Source organism: Streptococcus mitis (assembly GCF_003943905.1).
Taxonomy (GTDB): Bacteria; Bacillota; Bacilli; order Lactobacillales; family Streptococcaceae; genus Streptococcus; species Streptococcus mitis_BC.
On the sequence record NZ_RJNS01000002.1, the window covers coordinates 1 to 17,861 of the forward strand.

The 17,861-nt window shown below is 36.3% G+C and carries 17 protein-coding genes, 1 tRNA gene and 1 pseudogene; 3 read left to right on the top strand and 16 right to left on the bottom strand.

Annotation, left to right across the window (positions count from 1 at the left end; translation table 11 throughout):
- The 16 genes and pseudogenes from D8854_RS03640 to D8854_RS03710 all read right to left on the bottom strand — a co-directional run.
- Nucleotides 1–303, bottom strand: a pseudogene (locus tag D8854_RS03640) (sigma-70 family RNA polymerase sigma factor); the annotation flags it as partial.
- A gap of 120 nt (nt 304–423) precedes the next feature.
- Nucleotides 424–2,382 (bottom strand): ATP-dependent zinc metalloprotease FtsH, encoded by a 1,959-nt coding sequence (gene ftsH / locus D8854_RS03645; protein ID WP_084948157.1) that lies wholly within the window; start codon nt 2,380–2,382, stop codon nt 424–426.
- Nucleotides 2,383–2,397: 15 nt separating this feature from the next.
- Entirely contained in the window at nt 2,398–2,940 is a 543-nt protein-coding gene (gene hpt / locus D8854_RS03650; RefSeq protein ID WP_125449700.1) for a hypoxanthine phosphoribosyltransferase, read from the bottom strand.
- A gap of 4 nt (nt 2,941–2,944) precedes the next feature.
- A complete protein-coding gene (gene tilS, locus D8854_RS03655; RefSeq protein ID WP_125449702.1) occupies nt 2,945–4,222 on the bottom strand; it encodes a tRNA lysidine(34) synthetase TilS in 1,278 nt (425 codons plus the stop codon).
- On the bottom strand, nt 4,219–5,490 hold the full coding sequence (locus D8854_RS03660; protein ID WP_084975918.1) for a serine hydrolase: 1,272 nt from the start codon (nt 5,488–5,490) through the stop codon (nt 4,219–4,221). The genes tilS and D8854_RS03660 overlap by 4 nt, the downstream gene beginning before the upstream one ends.
- Nucleotides 5,483–5,605 (bottom strand): SP_0009 family protein, encoded by a 123-nt coding sequence (locus tag D8854_RS09910; RefSeq protein ID WP_061418802.1) that lies wholly within the window; start codon nt 5,603–5,605, stop codon nt 5,483–5,485. The genes D8854_RS03660 and D8854_RS09910 overlap by 8 nt, the downstream gene beginning before the upstream one ends.
- A 4-nt stretch (nt 5,606–5,609) precedes the next feature.
- Entirely contained in the window at nt 5,610–5,978 is a 369-nt protein-coding gene (locus D8854_RS03665; protein WP_000041917.1) for a septum formation initiator family protein, read from the bottom strand.
- Nucleotides 5,971–6,237 carry an RNA-binding S4 domain-containing protein gene (locus D8854_RS03670; protein WP_001234973.1) on the bottom strand — a complete coding sequence of 89 codons (267 nt, stop codon included), beginning with the start codon at nt 6,235–6,237 and terminating at the stop codon, nt 5,971–5,973. The genes D8854_RS03665 and D8854_RS03670 overlap by 8 nt, the downstream gene beginning before the upstream one ends.
- A 57-nt stretch (nt 6,238–6,294) precedes the next feature.
- Nucleotides 6,295–9,798 (bottom strand): transcription-repair coupling factor, encoded by a 3,504-nt coding sequence (gene mfd, locus D8854_RS03675; protein ID WP_125449704.1) that lies wholly within the window; start codon nt 9,796–9,798, stop codon nt 6,295–6,297.
- Entirely contained in the window at nt 9,799–10,368 is a 570-nt protein-coding gene (gene pth, locus D8854_RS03680; protein WP_125449706.1) for an aminoacyl-tRNA hydrolase, read from the bottom strand.
- Nucleotides 10,369–10,441: 73 nt separating this feature from the next.
- A complete protein-coding gene (gene ychF, locus D8854_RS03685; protein WP_001218700.1) occupies nt 10,442–11,557 on the bottom strand; it encodes a redox-regulated ATPase YchF in 1,116 nt (371 codons plus the stop codon).
- Between the two features lie 84 nt (nt 11,558–11,641).
- A complete protein-coding gene (locus D8854_RS03690) occupies nt 11,642–11,836 on the bottom strand; it encodes a DUF951 domain-containing protein (protein ID WP_000285184.1) in 195 nt (64 codons plus the stop codon).
- Nucleotides 11,837–11,900: 64 nt separating this feature from the next.
- Entirely contained in the window at nt 11,901–13,037 is a 1,137-nt protein-coding gene (gene dnaN / locus D8854_RS03695) for a DNA polymerase III subunit beta (protein ID WP_000581146.1), read from the bottom strand.
- Between the two features lie 158 nt (nt 13,038–13,195).
- The gene (gene dnaA / locus D8854_RS03700; protein WP_125449708.1) at nt 13,196–14,557 is read right to left on the bottom strand and encodes a chromosomal replication initiator protein DnaA; all 1,362 of its coding nucleotides are present in this window, start codon (nt 14,555–14,557) and stop codon (nt 13,196–13,198) included.
- Between the two features lie 223 nt (nt 14,558–14,780).
- Entirely contained in the window at nt 14,781–15,539 is a 759-nt protein-coding gene (locus D8854_RS03705; RefSeq protein WP_125449709.1) for a ParB/RepB/Spo0J family partition protein, read from the bottom strand.
- Between the two features lie 57 nt (nt 15,540–15,596).
- Nucleotides 15,597–16,787 carry a S1C family serine protease gene (locus tag D8854_RS03710; protein WP_125449711.1) on the bottom strand — a complete coding sequence of 397 codons (1,191 nt, stop codon included), beginning with the start codon at nt 16,785–16,787 and terminating at the stop codon, nt 15,597–15,599.
- A gap of 184 nt (nt 16,788–16,971) precedes the next feature.
- Here D8854_RS03710 and rlmH point away from each other — a divergent pair, with 184 nt between their 5' ends.
- From rlmH to comC, 3 genes are all read left to right on the top strand, one after another.
- Nucleotides 16,972–17,451 carry a 23S rRNA (pseudouridine(1915)-N(3))-methyltransferase RlmH gene (rlmH, locus tag D8854_RS03715; protein WP_125449713.1) on the top strand — a complete coding sequence of 160 codons (480 nt, stop codon included), beginning with the start codon at nt 16,972–16,974 and terminating at the stop codon, nt 17,449–17,451.
- A 43-nt stretch (nt 17,452–17,494) separates the two neighbouring features.
- Nucleotides 17,495–17,568: transfer RNA gene (locus tag D8854_RS03720), tRNA-Arg, on the top strand.
- Nucleotides 17,569–17,733: 165 nt separating this feature from the next.
- The gene (gene comC, locus D8854_RS03725; RefSeq protein ID WP_125449715.1) at nt 17,734–17,859 is read left to right on the top strand and encodes a competence-stimulating peptide ComC; all 126 of its coding nucleotides are present in this window, start codon (nt 17,734–17,736) and stop codon (nt 17,857–17,859) included.
- Nucleotides 17,860–17,861 lie beyond the last annotated feature (2 nt).

Consider the following 17,861-nt stretch of genomic DNA (forward strand, 5'->3'; position numbering starts at 1 on the left):
TTTTTCTCCTAGGCGATGGCTGATTTCGCTCACCTCCTCATAAGGCTCTTTGTCGAAACGGCGCTTGTGACTTTCCTGTTTACGGATGTAGTCTAGGATGCGATTGCGGAATTTGGTTTTAAAGCACACATATAATCGGCGACGTTCACCAACTAGTAACTCTGGATGGTGACTGACCAGCTCATACAGGCACAGCATCCCCTCCTGCTCCCAGTCCTCTTTCTCCCACAGATGTAAATGGTATTCTTTGCGACACTTATGGACGATCCCTTTACTTTCTTCGTATAGTTCTTTCAGATTCATAGACCTCTCCTTTCTGCATTTAGTTTAACAAAATGCATCAAGCCTTTGATCTACTTCTCCTCTTCTGTACTTCTCGCTACCTTAACTGCATACAAAAAGAGAGGCCTGGCCTCTCTGGGGTTATTTTTCTTCACTCATTTTTGATTTTACTTCATCATAAGATAGGGCATGTGATTCCTCTTCTACTGTCTCAGGCATTTTTCCTGTTTCGTAAAGAGATTTAATTTGAGTACTATCCAATGTTTCGTATTTCAACAATGCCTCTGCAATCAACTTGTGGGTTTCACGATTTGATTGAATAATTTCAGCTGCTTTGTTTCGTGCTTCATTTAATAATGAACGCACTTCCTCATCAATCTCATAGGCTGTTTGCTCTGAAATTGATTTTTGAGGACTTTGTGCACCAAACATAGCATGATTACCTTCGTATTGAACTGGACCAAGTTTTTCACTCATACCGTATTCAGTAACCATTGCACGCGCCATCTGTGTAGCTTGTTCAAAATCATTGGAAGCTCCTGTAGTTTGGACATTAAAGATAATCTCTTCAGCTACACGACCACCCATCAAACCTGCCAATTGCTCTTTCATATCTTCTTTAGAAAGAAGCATTTGGTCTTCTTTAGGAAGTGCAATCATGTATCCGCCTGCACGTCCACGTGGCACGATGGTCACTTTATGAACAACACGAGCATTTGACAAGACTAAACCAACAATGGTATGTCCAGCCTCATGGTAGGCAACCAATTCACGTTCTCTTTGTGATACTGTTTTATCTTTCTTAGATGGTCCAGCAATCACTCTGTCCTCTGCCTCATCAATATCTGAAGCATCAATGACTGACTTGTTGCGACGGGCTGCAACCAAGGCTGCCTCATTTAGAACATTTTCCAAGTCAGCTCCCACAAAACCTGGGGTTTGTTGGGCAACTAATTTCAAATCAACATCGTCTGCCAGAGGTTTATTTTTAGCGTGAACTTTCAAGATTGCTTCACGACCTTTAACATCAGGACGACCAACCAAGACTTTTCTATCAAAACGTCCCGGGCGTAGTAGAGCAGGATCAAGGACATCTGAACGGTTTGTTGCAGCGATGACGATAATTCCTTCATTTCCCTCAAAACCATCCATTTCAATTAAGAGTTGGTTCAAGGTTTGCTCACGTTCATCATTTCCTCCACCGAGGCCGATACCACGTTGGCGACCAACAGCATCAATTTCATCGATAAAGATGATGGCTGGTGCTGCTTTTTTTGCATCCTCAAAAAGAGAACGAACACGGCTTGCACCAACTCCGACAAACATTTCTACAAAGTCAGATCCTGAGATGCTAAAGAATGGAACTCCTGCTTCTCCAGCAACTGCCTTAGCAAGTAAGGTTTTACCTGTCCCGGGAGGCCCCTCCAAAAGAACACCCGCAGGAATACGCGCACCAAGCTTTGTAAATCGTTTTGGATCTTTTAGGAATTCAACAACTTCGACTAATTCTTGTTTTTCTTCCTCGGCACCCGCAACATCTGAGAATCGTACCTTGATATCTTCTTTGTTAGCAGCCTTAGCCTTGCTACGTCCAAAACTCATTGGATTTCTACTATTATTTCCTCCCATATTTCCCATCATAGAAAAGAGGAAGAAGAAGAGAATAGCAAATGGCACAACAGAGACAAGGATATTGATCCACATACCACTTGAACTCTCATGTTTAACCGTTACCTCAGACTGATGTTCAGAAGCAAGTTTTTGCAATTCTGAAACTGTTGAATCCGACGGAAGAATGGTACTTGAGAATCTTTCTACTTTTGTAGCAGTAGGAGTGAAAAATTGAATCCCTGTTTCTTCTTTACTAGTCTTAGGATTTTTATAAACACCAGACACCTCAATGATGCTACCATTTGGCTGATAGGTCAATTCTTTTACATTGTCTGCTGTAATTTCTTTTACCAATTCTGTATAGTTAATTTTTTCGCTTCGTCCAGCAGTATTTCCAGAGTAAAAATACTGGAATCCTGTCACTAGGAAGAAGATAATTAACAAGTATAGAAATGGATTTCTAACTAAACCATTATTTTGTTTTTTCATTAAAGAATGCTCTTTCTAATTTGAATAAACTTCTTCTTTCAATACTCCAACATAAGGAAGGTTACGATAATTTTCTTTGTAGTCCAAACCATATCCTACTACAAACTCATTTGGAATAGTAAAGCAAGTATAATCTGCCTCAATTTCAACAACACGTCCCTCTGGTTTGTCCAACAAAGTCGCAATTTTAACCGAAGCTGCTTCTCTTGCAATAAACATATCTTTCAAATTCTTCAAAGTTTGACCTGTATCGATGATATCTTCTACAAATAGAATATGTCTTCCCTTGATATCTTGAGTCACGTCTTGCTTGATATTGATGACACCACTACTTGCTGTTCCACCATGGTAGCTAGATACCATCATGAAGTCCATCTCAATATGCGTATCAATATGTTTGACCAATTCAGCCATAAAAGGAATCGATCCTTTTAAAATACCAATGAGAATTGGATTTTTCCCCTCATAGTCTTTGGTTAGCTGCGCACCTAGCTTTTTAGCTGCTTCTGTAATTTCATCATGTGAAACAAGGATTTTTTTAATATCGTGTTCTAACATCTTTTTACCTATCTATTTTTTCTATATAAAGTACAGTGTTCATTATATCATTTTTCGTGTTTTTACTCAAATCACTGGTCGCAATTCCTAAAATTGAGATAATTTCTCCAAATTGCTCAATAATAGGAGTTGTTTTTCGTTTTTCAATAGGGATTTTCAAATCTATAAATAAACGTCTCAGTTTCTTTCGATGACCATTCAGGGTAATAACATCGCCAGGTTTTCGACATCTAATATGTACAGGTGTCTCCCGTGAAACTGTTACTTTTTGAACAGAATTCCCTTCAATAGGGATACCGAAAGAAAATAAATGACCCATATATCGAACTTGATTTTGATAGTGTAACACAAGTTCATCTTCCTTTTCATCAGCCTGAGGACTGATTTTACAAACTCGAAAATTCTGATACCCTTTTATCAATTCATAGTCATTTTTAAGAGAATGACGATACTGGCTTCTAGTTGCTAAAATCTGTCGAACTTCAGCAAACTGAGCCTTTGTCAGATTTAAGTCTGGAAATTGATTCAGATAGTTCTGGAGTAAAATCCCTTGAGTTTGTTGAGAGTATGAAAAGAGCTCATTCAAATCTTCCACATCAATTTGTTTAGAAAGCTCCGTTATTGCTGCTTGGTAATCTGAAATTTCCCTTCCTAAATCTAAAAGAGCGGATTTAAGACGAGGATTTTCTTTTTCAAGTTCTGGTAAATACCTATTTCGAATACGATTGCGAAAATAGGCATTTTCCTGATTTGTTTGATCTTCAAAATGAACAATTGGTGGAAAATCCTTTTTATGAAAATACAACAAGGGACGAATGATTTCAATTCCATCAACTACTTGACTTTCTTTTATCCCTGTTAAATGACGTAACCGACTCCCTCGAATCAAGCGCATCAAAATCGTTTCAACCTGATCATCTGCATGGTGGGCAGTGACCAAGGCAGTCGCTCCAACCTCTTTCATGATTTTTCTAAAAAAATCATAGCGAAACTCTCGAGCACTCGCTTCTGAAAAGTCTCCTGAAAAACTTGTGATATAAATAGGAAGTTCAGCTGCATCAGCTAACTTCCTTAGTTCATTTTCCTCCCAGTCAGACTCACTTCTCTGCTTGTGATTGACATGTGCTACAATCAGCTCAATTTCCAACTCATTTTGATAAGTAGACAATAGATGGAATAAAAACATCGAATCCAATCCACCAGACAGAGCTAATACGACCTTAGAATGTTTTTTGAAATACTCTTTTTGGAGAAAATGATTTAAAAAATCCTGGTCCTTCATTTTAGAACCTCATAGACATCCTTAGCTATCTTAGCAATGGTATCATAATCAGAATTTTTAGTGAAAATAGAGAGAATGAAAGGTGAGTCTGTAAAGACAATGGCAGTATCATGTTTGAACTCGTCAGCATCTCCAATTTTATGAGCTACCTTAACCGAAACACCTTTCGCAATTCGTTGGTTATCAAAATTCGTCTTACTTAGAGACTCTAGTACAAAGCCATTCTGATTATAAATAGCTTCCATGACCTTTCCAGCCATTTTTGAAGAAGTTAATTTATCATTCACATCCCAATTTTCACCCATAATAGTAGACATTTTCTCTTTAAAAGCCCCGTCAGATTGATTGGTCACATAATAACCTAAAATATTATGAGCAACATTGTCAGACTCCTTTGTTACCTTGGTAATTAATTGTTGGAGGCTGTAGTCTTTGTTGTCTCCTGTTTTAGGTAAACTACCACTACCTTCTGGTTTATAGGATCCGGGAAAGTTATTTACCTCTGGGATATACTTGAAGTTACTGTTCAGCGTATATTCCCCCTGATTTATCTTATCTTGAGCGTAATAAAGATAGGCTAGTTTCAAGATGCTAGCTGCATAGAGTTTGCTGTCTTCATTCACCCCAGCTTCTTTTCCTGTACTCAGCTGTTTAACATAAATAGAATAATTTTCATTCTGATAGTTGTTTGACAAGACTTCTTGAACCTTCTGGATACGATTATCTTCTTCTGAGACGAACTCTTTGGATACCCACCCAACTTGATCAATATGAAGAAATTCTTGTCCCTCAGCAAAGAGGGTTCTATCTACTGTTACGCGTTGATAGGGAGAGAGGGATGAAGAAATTTCTTTAGCACCATAAGGACTGTTATAGATGACAAAACCCGGGTCCAACCATACTTGTCTATTTTGAGTTTGAACTTGACTTTGATCATAGACTAAGCGCTTATCTGCAACGATAAATTGATGATTGTTTAATTTAAAAACAGGAATACCTTGTCTATTCAAACGCCATTCTACGATTTTAAAGGTGGTTCCAGGAGTCAATTTTCCAGACTCCTTAATCAAATCCTCATTTGCATAGATAGCCGTTTCTCCGTAAACCATTGGCGATTCAAGAACTTCTTTATAGTAAAATCCATGATCAGACTCAGTTAGATAATAAATTTCTTGTGAAGAGTAAGGAAGCTGTTTTTCCGTGCTAACTACTCTTGAAGTTATGATAAAAACAGATAGTAGTGATAACACTACTAAGAACTTACGCATTCTTCCCTTCCCTTTCTTCTTGTACTCGTAATAAATGATTTTTAGTTGCTAATTCCTCTAATTTTTCATCTGATAAACTTAAAAATTGCTCAACAACTTCTAATAAATTTTCCATGACTTTACCTCGGAAGCAAATCCGGAATGGTATAAATTGCTTCTCGTTTCTTTGAGTAATAGTACTTGGCGCGTGCATATTTTGCTACATAGTCTTCATCTTTCAACTTCGCAGCAAAAGCAGATTCCTTATCCTTTTCATCACTAAGAGTTTGGTATTGTTCTTTCAACTCTGTCAATTGCTGACGACGTTGCAGTAACTGATTATAGCTTTGGGCCAAGTTATAAGTTGGTAAAATAAACAATAAAATCATCAAAATAAGAACCCAACCCATAAAGCGATTTCGTTTTTGTCTCTCTTTCATCAGGTAACGACGACGTTGGTGTTCATTTTGAATAAAAGGATTGTTCATCTGTACAATATTTTTAGACATTTTCTTCTACCCGTGTTTCACTGATAATTTCATACATGCCTGCTGCATCTTCTTTTTTTGTACTATCTTTCATCTCTAGTACTTTAACAAGCAACAACTTATTTCCAAAACGAATTTCAACTTGGTCATCAACTTTTAAATCCGTTGAACTTTTGGCCAAGATTCCATTTACCTTGATTCTACCTTTATCTGCTACTTCCTTTGCGACTGTACGGCGCTTAATAATTCGTGATACTTTTAAATATTTGTCTAATCTCATTTTTATTACCTCAAATTATTATTGTACCATTTTTATCCTTTTTATAGAAGAAAAACGTCAAAGAGAATTAGCTTCCTTTGATTCTTTTATCTCTAATAAACTTTCTCCAAAAATCAGCAGACCTTCTAAAATTTCATAATCCTTCTTGTTTCGGACATCGAATATGACTTCCATTAATCCTCTATTCTCCGCTATAGCTGCTTTTAAGTTCGTTGCAGATAAGGCTTTAAAATAATCTTGAGCCAAGAACAGTCGTTGAGTGACTTTTTCAAATTGAACTGTAATCTTATTTTCTTTTCTCTCCACACGTTCTACAAAGACCTTATCCAAGTATGACTTGACCAAACCAATCTCTAAAAGATATGCTACTACATCTGGGTATTCTCCAAAGCGATCTATCAATTCTTCTTGTAGTTCTTCATAGTTGACACGGTTGTCAATTTGACGAATTTTTTTGTAAATTTCAATCTTATGTCGTTGATCAGAAATATAAGTGTCAGGAAGATAGGCATCGATTTGTAAAATCAACTCAACATTCCCTTTGGTTCTTGTGTTCCCATTACCGTTACGTTTAGCGATAGCTTCCTCTAGTAACTGAGAATACAATTCAAAACCAACAGAATCAATGAAACCAGACTGCGATTTTCCTAATAGATTTCCTGCTCCACGAATCGAAAGATCTCGCATAGCAATCTTAAATCCTGATCCCAATTCTGTAAACCCTTTGATTGCTTCTAATCTCTTCTCAGAGACTTCACTGATTGATTTTTCTGGGCGATACATAAGATAAGCATAAGCAATACGATTACTACGACCGACTCTTCCTCTTAATTGATACAAGGTTGACAAGCCCATATGGTCTGCATTTTCAATAAATAAGGTATTGGCATTTGGAATATCTACCCCTGTTTCAATAATAGTAGTTGTCACCAAAATATCATATTGTCCTTCAATAAAGTCCAATAAAGTGTTTTCCAACTGAATTTCACTCATTTGTCCATGAACATACCCAATCAAAGCCTCTGGAATCAACTCCTGTAATTCTGAAACCTTCTGGTCAATCGTGTCAACTTTGTTGTAAAGATAGTAAACTTGACCTCCACGCTCCATTTCACGCAAGACAGCATCACGAATCACACTATCATTTTTCTCCAATACATAGGTTTGTACTGGATAGCGATTAGTTGGAGGAGTTTCAATAACAGACAAATCTCGGATTCCCAGCATAGACATATGAAGAGTACGAGGAATCGGCGTTGCTGTCAAGGTTAGAACATCTACTTGTTTTTTCAGTTCTTTCAAAGTTTCCTTATGCTTGACACCAAATCGTTGTTCTTCATCAATAATCATCAAGCCCAAATCAGAAAATACGACATCTTTTGATAAAACACGATGCGTTCCAATCAAAATATCAACTTGACCATTTTTCAGTTTTTCAAGTGTCTCTGCCTGCTCTTTTTTACTTCTAAAGCGACTCAACACATCAATATTAACAGCAAAATTTTGGAATCTTTCCTTAAAATTCGTATAGTGTTGTTGTGCTAAAACCGTCGTCGGAACTAGAACGACCACCTGTTTGTGATCATTGACAGCCTTAAATGCTGCACGCATTGCAACCTCAGTCTTCCCAAAACCAACATCCCCAACCAAAAGTCGATCCATGGGATGAGAATCCTGCATATCTCTCTTAATTTCCTCAATACTACGGAGTTGATCATCCGTTTCAACATAAGGGAAGGCATCATCAAAAGCATGTTGATCATCATCATCAGCTGAGAAAGCAAAACCCTTCAACTGACTACGCTCAGAATACAGTTTGATTAAATCGTCAGCTATATCCTCTACCTGGTTCTTAACTTTTTGCTTGGTCTTTTTGAAATGACCGTCATTTAATTTATTGAGTTTAGGAGGTTTCCCATCACTTGAAACATATTTGGACAGTAACTGAATCTGCTCTACTGGGATGGAGATTTGGTCACCATTTTGATACTGTACACTGACATAATCACGGTGAATCCCTTTGATTTCAATTGTTTCAATTCCTAGATATTGACCAATTCCATGGATATGGTGAACAACGTAGTCCCCTTTTTCAAGTTCATTATAATCTTTTAATCGCTCTGCATTTGAAGCATGTTGTCTTCTAAAACGACGTTTTAATTTCTTTTGAAAAATCTCATGTTCAGTAATCAGGAGAATTTTTTCATCTACAAAATGAAAACCATGTCTTAGATTACCCTCAATCAAGTTTACAGATTCTTTACAGATACTTGACTTATCTCTGGAATTCAATTTGATCTGGTATTCCTCTAAAACATCCTCCAATGTTTTACTTCCCATTGAATTGCTAGACTGCAAAACAATGGTGTAGTCCATTTTTTTATATCGCTCAATTTCTTCTTTAAGAAAAGAAAATTGATTGAAAAACTCCTGCATAGGATATTGATTAAATTGATAAATGTGATCAAACTTGAGATTTCCTAAACCCTTTTGAAGATTAGAGAAAAAGGTAACTGGACTTTGTTTTTTATAGGTTTGCTCTGTATCTGCAAAATACTGCATCCCAGAAAATGATTTACCATTCTGTAAATCTTCTGTAAAGTATTGCGCTAATTCTCTTTCAAAGGCTTCATACTGATTCATCAATTTTTGATAGTCATCAAAGAATACTGGCGTGTCTTTTTCAATATAATCAAATACAGTCCATGTTTTATCATAACATAAGGACAAAAACTTTCGACTATCTGAATGTACTTGTTTTTGATGAAAACTTGACAAAATTTCTTCTAGATAGGATTTCAAAATTGGTGACAGAGTCTTCGAAATTTGCTTTTCTAAAGCTGATTGTCCTCGTTGATAATCCTTTTCTCTCAAAAGCATATCACTAGCTGGAAAGATAGTGAGTTCTGTCTGATTTTCTTTTGATAATTGTGTTTCGACTTCAAAAGTACGAATACCATCTACTTCATCACCAAAAAACTCAATCCGGAAAGGTTCTAACTGAGACATCTCAAAAATATCTAAAATATCTCCTCGAATACTAAACTCCCCTTGAGCCTGTACTTGAGTAACTTTTCGATAACCGATTTCCTTTAATTTGTGAAGAAGGTCATGTTGGTCATATTCTTTACCGACTGCAATCCTTATAATACTTTCTTTAAATCCAGTTGGAGAAGGTAAAATCAATCGACTTGCTGCGATATTACAAACTAAGATCCCTTTCTTAGATGAATCAGTTAAAAAACGCAAGGCTTCAACTCGCGAAATGATTTTTTCTTGTGAAGACATCAAAAACTCTACCATAGGAGAGTCATCTACCAAAAATGGATAGACAAATTCCTCTCCTAAGAGAGAAAGAAGATCACTGATAATTCGTTCTGCTTCTCCATAAGTCGATGTCAGTAGCACAATCTTTTTTTCTTTTTTTAAACTACTTGCAATTGCAAGAGCCTTGGTAGAAGTTGACAGTCCTAGTATTAGTTGTCTTTTCTTATCTGTCAGATTTTGATGCCATTTTTTTATCTGATCATTTTCTGAGAATAAATCTAATAAAGCCACCATTTATCCATTATACCTCTGCATCGTTTTCTCAAAATTTTTCTCTTGTAAATAATAATTTACAGCATCGTCAACCTTGTCAATTGACTGTAAAATACCTACATAGTCATCTTGATCAAACTTACTTAAAACATGGTGAACAACAGACATGCCTTTTTGGGGTCTTCCAATTCCTATTTTAACACGGTTAAATACTTGGGTTCCAATATGTTGAATAATAGACTTGATACCATTATGGCCACCTGCTGAGCCCTTTGCTCTTAAACGAATTTTCCCAACTTCCATGTCAAGATCATCGTAAATGACGAGTAAATCTTCAATATCCAAACCATAGTAAGTCAATAAAGCATGAACTGCTTTTCCACTTTCATTCATAAAGGTCGTTGGTTTGACAAGATAAATTTTTTCGCCATTGAGGAAAAAAGAGGCTAGGTCAGCTTGAAATATCTTGTCGTGTGTAAAGGTGACATTTTGTCTTTTAGCTAGTTGGTCAATCAACATAAATCCAACGTTGTGCTTGGTTTCAAAATATTTATCCCCTGGATTTCCCAATCCTACAAGTAATTTAGTCATTTATTTTCCTTTCAAAAGCCAAAAGGGTTGGAATTTTTTTTCCAACCTAATTGACACTATTTATTAAATGTTATTAGACATTAAAGCGGAATTCCATGATATCGCCATCTTGAACGATATATTCTTTTCCTTCTTCACGCAAGCGTCCAGCTTCTTTTACAGCCTTTTCAGATCCGTATTTCACTAAATCCTCATATGACATGGTCACTGCACGAATAAAACCTTTTTCAAAGTCTGAGTGGATAATACCAGCTGCTTGAGGAGCCTTCATCCCACGCTTAAAGGTCCAAGCACGGACTTCTTTTTCACCAGCTGTAAAGTAAGTTCCGAGTCCAAGCAAGTGGTAAGCTGCACGAGTCAACTTATCAACACCTGATTCTGTCAAGCCAAGTGCTTCAAGAAACTCTTGCTTATCTTCATCGTCTAACTCAGAAATTTCTTCTTCAGCACGCGCAGAAATAACTACTACCTCTGCATTTTCTGTCGCTGCAAATTCTCGAATTTGTTTAACATAGTCGATAGAATCTGGATCTGAAACTACATCCTCATCCACATTGGCAACATAAAGAACTGGTTTAGTCGTCAAAAGGAAGAGACCTTTGACAACCTTTTGTTCTTCATCTGTAAATTCAATAGTACGTGCTGATTTTCCATCTTCAAGAACAGGTTTAATCTTTTGAAGAACGTTAAACTCTGCTACGGATTCCTTATCTTTTTGCGTACGTGCCATCTTTTCTACACGCGCATAACGCTTATTGACTGATTCTAAGTCAGCAAGAATCAACTCCAGGTTAATGGTATCAATATCTGCAAGTGGATCCACAAAAGCATCCTCACGTCCTTGCTCGCGCATAACATTTTCATCATCAAAAGCACGAACTACGTGAACAATCGCATCTACTTCACGAATATTGGCCAAGAATTTATTTCCTAGCCCTTCTCCTTTTGATGCTCCTTTTACAATCCCTGCAATATCTGTAAATTCAAATGTTGTTGGGACTGTCTTTTTAGGTGTAATCATTTCCGTTAGTTTTTGTAGGCGTTCATCTGGAACTTCCACCATCCCAACGTTTGGATCAATAGTCGCAAATGGGTAGTTTGCCGCCTCTGCTCCTGCTTTTGTAATTGCATTAAAAAGGGTTGATTTACCAACGTTTGGCAAACCAACGATACCTGCTGTTAAAGCCATAGTTTCTCATTCTCCGTTCTCATTTCAATCCCTAACATTATAACACAAAAAGGGAAAACTTGCTAACCCTCTAACTAAGGGTTCTTAGTCAATAATCTTATTCATTTTTCGTTCAAAATCATAGCGACTCATCATGACAAGGTGGTCACAATTGCTACATTTGATTTTGATATCTGCCCCTACGCGTGTAATTTCCCAACGATTAGCTTTTTTTCCTGTTGATTTAATTGTGCAAGCATGTGGTTTTTTCATCTCAACAAAATTTCCAACTTGATACATACTACTCTCCTTTTCTTTTTTGATTATATCATAAAAGAGGCGAGCCAGGCTCAACCTCTTTAACTTAATTTGTACGAACTGGTGTGATGAGCTGCATGAAGTCTTCGTCAGTATCTGCTGGCACAAGAGTGAATGGACGAACAGCTGAGATAAAGCTAATAGTTACCTTTTCACTATTTAAAGCCTTGAGAGAATCAATCAAGTAAGTTGGGTTGAAACTAATAGTTAAATCATCACCAGTCACCTGCTCCGTATCGATTTCTTCGTTTACTTTACCAACTTCTGGAGAGTGAACATGGGCGCTAACAACACCACCTTTAATTTCAAGCTTCACAGTACCATTTTGAGTCGCACTTGATAAGAGGCGAGCACGTTCCATAGATTGACGCAAATTAACGACATCAAAAGTAATTGTAGTGTTAAAGTCTGTTGGAATCAAACGATCTGTATCAGGATAATTACCTTCTAATAGACGGGTGTAGAAGCTAATATTTTCGCTTCTAAAGAGGATTTGATTATTTGCAAAGAAAATCTCTACAGTTTCAATATCATCTGTAAATACCGCTGAGAATTCGCGTAGAGAACGACTAGGAATTACTACATCGAAATCATCACCATTTTTTTCAAGAGTCAATTTCTTTTGACTAAGGCGGTGTGAGTCTGTCGCAACTGTTTTTAGTTCTTTGTGTTGGCTCAATACGAAGTGGACACCTGTTAAGATTGGACGACTTTCTTGTGTACTTGCAGCAAAAGCTGTTTCATTGATAATTTTCTTGAGTAGTTTGGTTTCAAGAACCAAAGGTGTGCTAGCTGAAATTTCTTGGATTCGTGGATACTGTTCGCTATCTTTACCTTTTAGGGTAATTTCTGATTTGCCACTGGTTAAGACAATTTGTTTTTGTTCAATCTCTTTGAAATCTAGCGTTACATCTGGAAGACTAGATACAACATTGATAAAGAAAGAAGCTTCAAGAAGAATCGAACCTAAGGAAGTAATCAAAAGACCTGCATCTTCATTCTTTTGAGAAATGAAATTTTCAATGGAAATTTGACCATTTGAGCCAATTAAAGTAATACCTTCATTGGTAACATCAATTTTGATGGTTGATAAAATTGGAATAGCATTTTTGGAGCTAATTGCTCGTTTTGTGGTATTTAGGGCTTGTAGAAATAAATTTTTATTAATTGAAAAATGAATCATGGATTCTCCTTTATTTATTTTTAGTATTAGAAGGATAATAGAAATAATAGAGTGTGTGAATTCTGTGGAAAACTGATTTCTATTTAATGACTTCAAGCTTTTTAGCTTGTTTAAAAAATGTGGATAAAAAAGATAAGAAAGGAAAAGTTATCCACAAGCTACTTAATTTTCTTTTTGATTGCTTCTATTTCTAAACGTAAATTGTCGTCTTCGTCAATCAAGGATTTAATTTTAGCATGGGCATGAATAACGGTGGTGTGATCCTTTCCTCCGAATTCTTTTCCGATTTTTGGAAGACTATTATCTGTCAGTTCTCTAGCTAGATACATAGCAACCTGACGTGCCAAAACGATGTTTTGAACTCGTCTTGTACCCTTCATTTCTTTGACACTCACTCCATAAAAATTCCCCACTTCAGTTTGTATTTTGTCAATTGGAATGACTAGCATTTGGCTAACATCTTGCTTGCGCGCTCTAATAGCTTCTGCCGCAATATCAATGCTGATATCCTTAATCTTCTTCACTCTGGCAATTAAAGTGATATCGTTGATCGCTCCTTCAAGTTCTCGAACATTTGAATCGAATTGACCTGCTAGGTATTCTAGTGTATCGCTTTGAAAATTATAGTCCAAATGTTCCGTTTTACTCTGAAGAATGGCGATACGTGTCTCAAAGTCAGGTGGTGTGATATTTTGAGTCAAGCCCCAGCTAAAGCGCGTGACAAGTCTTTCCTCAAGGCCCTCTAAATGTTTAGGACTTCGGTCACTAGTCAGAACGATTTGTTTTTGATTGCTATGAAGAGCATTGAAGGTATTGAAAAATTCTTCTTGAGTTGCAACTTTTTTACCGCTGAGAGATTGGATATCATCGATCAGTAAGAGATCAAGGCTACGGTAAGTCTTTTTGAATTTCTCCATTTCCCCAAGTCTCAGGTGTTCAAGAAAATCATTGATAAAACTTTCAGCAGGAATATACTTAACCCGAGCTTCAGGAATATTTTTTAGAATTTCATTTCCGATAGCATTCAGTAAGTGGGTTTTCCCTAGTCCAGGACCACCATAAATGAAAAGGGGATTATAAGTCAAGGCGAGATCTTCGGAAACAGCCAGAGCAGCAGACTTAGCCCAGATATTCCCATCTCCTTGAATAAAGTTATCAAAGGTATATTTTTCCTTCAATCCTGTTTCAGAATATGGAATAGCAAGATTGGCCTGTGAAGCAACATAATGATTGCTATTTTCAGAATCCATGACATAGGTTGAAGATTCTTCCTCAGGCTTTGTTAAGACAAATTGAGTTTTTATTTCAGTATCATAAACTTCAAAACCAGCAGCCACAATGATATCTTTGAGTTGTTTTTTCCAAACCATTTCCATTTCAGGTCTAGGTAAAAAGATAGTAGCTACATTTCCCTCCACTTTTATGAGTTCAGCAGGTGTGGCATAGAAATCGTACATGGAACGTGTCAATCTTTCTTGAGCCAATTCCAAGATTTGATTCCAAAATTGTTTTTCTTTCACCGATTATCCCCTCCTTTGCTATATTTGATGTAAAAAGGTTTACTGTTAGACTTATTTTACCATAGATGCTAGCATTTTTCCACAATCTGTGGAAAAGAATCCACAATGTTTACACTTTTTATCCACAGGTTGGGGATAAGTGAGGGATTTCCTTGAATTATTTGGTTTTTTGCTATAAAAAATAGTGGATAAATTTGTGGGTTGAAAAAATAAAAGAACAGCCTTATTTCAGGCTGTTGATAATTCTGTCATATTCTTCTTGGTTTGAAAAAGAAATAATAACCTTTCCAGTATCTTTTTTAGAAAGTTTAATTTCTACATTTAATCCAAGTTGTTTTTTTAATTTATCTTCCTCATCTTTAATGAAAGAATCACTTTTTTTCTGCTTCTTTTGTTTTTTCTCTGTAAGAAGTGCTTCTAACTTTCTCACAGAGATATCTTCATTTTTGATTAGTTGAAAGAAATATTCCTGTCGCTCTTTATTCAAACCAACTAGTGAACGTGCATGAGCTTGAGAAATTTTTCCATTTTCTACTTCAGATAAGATATGCTCTGGTAGGGAAAGCAAACGAATAAAATTAGTGATATAAGGACGAGATTTTCCCATTTTATCCGCTATCTCAGTGTGAGTAAATCCTTTTTCTACTAAAGATTCATAGGCGCGTGCCTCTTCAACCGGATTCAAGTTTTCTCTCTGTAAATTCTCAATGATAGACTGAATCATCATTTCCTGATCTGAGAGGTGTTTCACAACGGCTGGAATAGAAGTCAGACCAGCCAAGAGAGAAGCCCGATATCGTCTCTCTCCTGCAAGGATTTCATAACCAATTACAGGAGATTGACGAACGATGATGGGTTGGATTAGCCCATTTTCTTTGATTGACTGAGCTAATTCTTTTAATTTTTTTACATCAAATTCTTTCCGAGGTTGATAGGGATTTTTTTGTATTTCCGAGATAGAAATCATTTCAAATTTTTCCATGATTCTACACTAACATATCTTTTATTATATGTAAAGTTTTCTTTACACTGATGTCAATTAAGATTCTAAATCACTTGTACTTTTATCTAGCTTAACAGTTGTAGTCTCCTCTTTCCCATTTCGATAGTAGGTGATTTTAATGGTGTCTCCGATAGAATGGTTGTAAAGAGCACTCTGTAAATCTGTTGACGAAGAAATCTCCTTGTCGTCAACTTTGGTAATAACGTCGTATTTTTCAAGGTGACCAGATGCAGGCATATTACTTTGAACAGATTTTACCACTACACCAGAAGTTACGCTACTTGGAATATTGAGTTTTCTAAGATCACTAGCTCCAATATTAGCTAAATTAACCATTTGAATTCCAAGAGCAGGGCGAGTCACTTTACCATCACTTTCAAGCTGTTTAATAATATTTTGAGCATCATTTGATGGGATTGCAAAACCAAGACCTTCGACAGAGGTTCCACCATTACTTGCAATTTTACTTGATGTAATCCCGATAACTTGGCCCTGAATGTTTACAAGTGGACCACCAGAGTTACCAGGGTTAATGGCAGTATCTGTCTGAATAGCTTTTGTAGAAATGGCTTGACCATCTTGAGATTTTAGAGAGACATTTCGATTGAGACTTGAAATGATTCCTTGGGTAACTGTATTGGCATATTCGGATCCTAGAGGACTACCAATTGCGATTGCAGTCTCACCAACATTTAGTTTGCTAGAATCTCCAAATTCTGCTACGGTTGTGACTTTTTCTGAAGAAATTTTTACGACAGCAATATCAGAGAACGTATCAGAACCGACAATTTCACCAGGAACTTTTGTACCGTCTGCTAAACGGATATCAACTTTTGAAGCTCCTTTAATAACGTGGGTATTTGTCACAAGGTAGGCATCTTTCCCATTCTTTTTGTAAATAACACCAGAACCTTCACTTGCTACCTGTTGAGAGTCGGTATCCGTATCTGTCTCGTCATTTCCAAAAACACTATTTTGCCGATTTGCTGAATAAGTGATGACCGACACAACGGCATCTTTTACCTTATTAACGGCCTGAGTTGTTGCATTTTCATTTTTGTAGGAAGTCTGAGTAACAGTGTTTGTAGTGTTATTTGTGGCTTGACTTACTTGTTTTTGATAAAGTTGCAGTGTCACAAAACTTCCTAGGGCACCACTCAAAAATCCTATCAGAATGATGATAAGAAAGGTAACTCCTTTTTTGTAAAATGTTTGTAAGTGTTTCATAAACGCCTCCGTTTGTTTTTTATTTGGTTAAAGTATAAATCTATTAACTTAATTCAAGCTTAAAGGTAAAAGTTTTACACAAGTTGTGGATAACTTACGTTATTCTGTGAATTCACTAGTAATTTTGAATGATTTTTTTGTGTATAAGATGTGAAATGAAGTGTGGATATGATAGAATAGAAGAATGAAAATAAAAATTGTAACAGTAGGAAAATTAAAAGAAAAATACCTTAAAGATGGAATTGCTGAATATACCAAACGAATTTCTCGTTTTGCTACTGTAGAAATTATTGAATTAGCTGATGAAAAAACTCCAGATAAGGCAAGTGAGTCAGAAAATCATAAAATATTAGAAATAGAGGGAAATCGAATTCTTTCCAAAATTGGAGAAAGAGATTTTGTCGTTGTGTTAGCAATTGAAGGAAAAACTCTCTCTTCAGAGGAATTCAGTAAGCAGTTAGAACAAGCTCCCATAAAGGGATTTTCTACCCTTACATTTATTATTGGTGGGAGTCTGGGACTATTCCCTGCTGTGAAGCATCGTGCTAATCTCTCTGTTAGCTTTGGACGTTTGACCTTGCCACATCAGTTAATGAGATTAGTTCTTGTTGAACAAATTTATCGTGCTTTTACCATTCAGCAGGGATCCCCTTATCATAAATAGAAGATTGACTTACCTCTTATTTTTTGATAGAATGGTCATGTTAGGTCTCATAGCTCAGCTGGATAGAGCATTCGCCTTCTAAGCGAACGGTCGCAGGTTCGAATCCTGCTGGGATCAGTACATTAGAGAAAAAGCTGGGATTACTCCCAGCTTTTTTCTTAAAAAAGTGCATTTCAGGTACAAAACAGTGCAGTTGAGAAGAAATTTTTCTTAAATAATTTTCATTTTGTATAATAGGTTTGTAAGTTAATTTACAAGAAAAACAATACAGGAGATTTTATTATGAAAAACACAGTTAAATTGGAACAGTTTAAAAAGCTTACGGAGAAAGAATTGCAGGAGATTCAAGGTGGGGAAAGGAGAATTCCAGACGTAATACGTAGTCTTCTTTTTCAAAAAAGAAAATAATT

What these genes read in the sequence shown, in the direction of transcription:
- ftsH (WP_084948157.1), bottom strand. Translation starts at nt 2,382, where the DNA reads ATGAAAAAACAAAATAATGGTTTAGTTAGAAATCCATTTCTATACTTG.
- hpt (WP_125449700.1), bottom strand. Translation starts at nt 2,940, where the DNA reads ATGTTAGAACACGATATTAAAAAAATCCTTGTTTCACATGATGAAATT.
- tilS (WP_125449702.1), bottom strand. Translation starts at nt 4,222, where the DNA reads ATGAAGGACCAGGATTTTTTAAATCATTTTCTCCAAAAAGAGTATTTC.
- D8854_RS03660 (WP_084975918.1), bottom strand. Translation starts at nt 5,490, where the DNA reads ATGCGTAAGTTCTTAGTAGTGTTATCACTACTATCTGTTTTTATCATA.
- D8854_RS09910 (WP_061418802.1), bottom strand. Translation starts at nt 5,605, where the DNA reads ATGGAAAATTTATTAGAAGTTGTTGAGCAATTTTTAAGTTTATCAGAT.
- D8854_RS03665 (WP_000041917.1), bottom strand. Translation starts at nt 5,978, where the DNA reads ATGTCTAAAAATATTGTACAGATGAACAATCCTTTTATTCAAAATGAA.
- D8854_RS03670 (WP_001234973.1), bottom strand. Translation starts at nt 6,237, where the DNA reads ATGAGATTAGACAAATATTTAAAAGTATCACGAATTATTAAGCGCCGT.
- mfd (WP_125449704.1), bottom strand. Translation starts at nt 9,798, where the DNA reads ATGGTGGCTTTATTAGATTTATTCTCAGAAAATGATCAGATAAAAAAA.
- pth (WP_125449706.1), bottom strand. Translation starts at nt 10,368, where the DNA reads ATGACTAAATTACTTGTAGGATTGGGAAATCCAGGGGATAAATATTTT.
- ychF (WP_001218700.1), bottom strand. Translation starts at nt 11,557, where the DNA reads ATGGCTTTAACAGCAGGTATCGTTGGTTTGCCAAACGTTGGTAAATCA.
- D8854_RS03690 (WP_000285184.1), bottom strand. Translation starts at nt 11,836, where the DNA reads ATGTATCAAGTTGGAAATTTTGTTGAGATGAAAAAACCACATGCTTGC.
- dnaN (WP_000581146.1), bottom strand. Translation starts at nt 13,037, where the DNA reads ATGATTCATTTTTCAATTAATAAAAATTTATTTCTACAAGCCCTAAAT.
- D8854_RS03705 (WP_125449709.1), bottom strand. Translation starts at nt 15,539, where the DNA reads ATGGAAAAATTTGAAATGATTTCTATCTCGGAAATACAAAAAAATCCC.
- D8854_RS03710 (WP_125449711.1), bottom strand. Translation starts at nt 16,787, where the DNA reads ATGAAACACTTACAAACATTTTACAAAAAAGGAGTTACCTTTCTTATC.
- rlmH (WP_125449713.1), top strand. Translation starts at nt 16,972, where the DNA reads ATGAAAATAAAAATTGTAACAGTAGGAAAATTAAAAGAAAAATACCTT.
- comC (WP_125449715.1), top strand. Translation starts at nt 17,734, where the DNA reads ATGAAAAACACAGTTAAATTGGAACAGTTTAAAAAGCTTACGGAGAAA.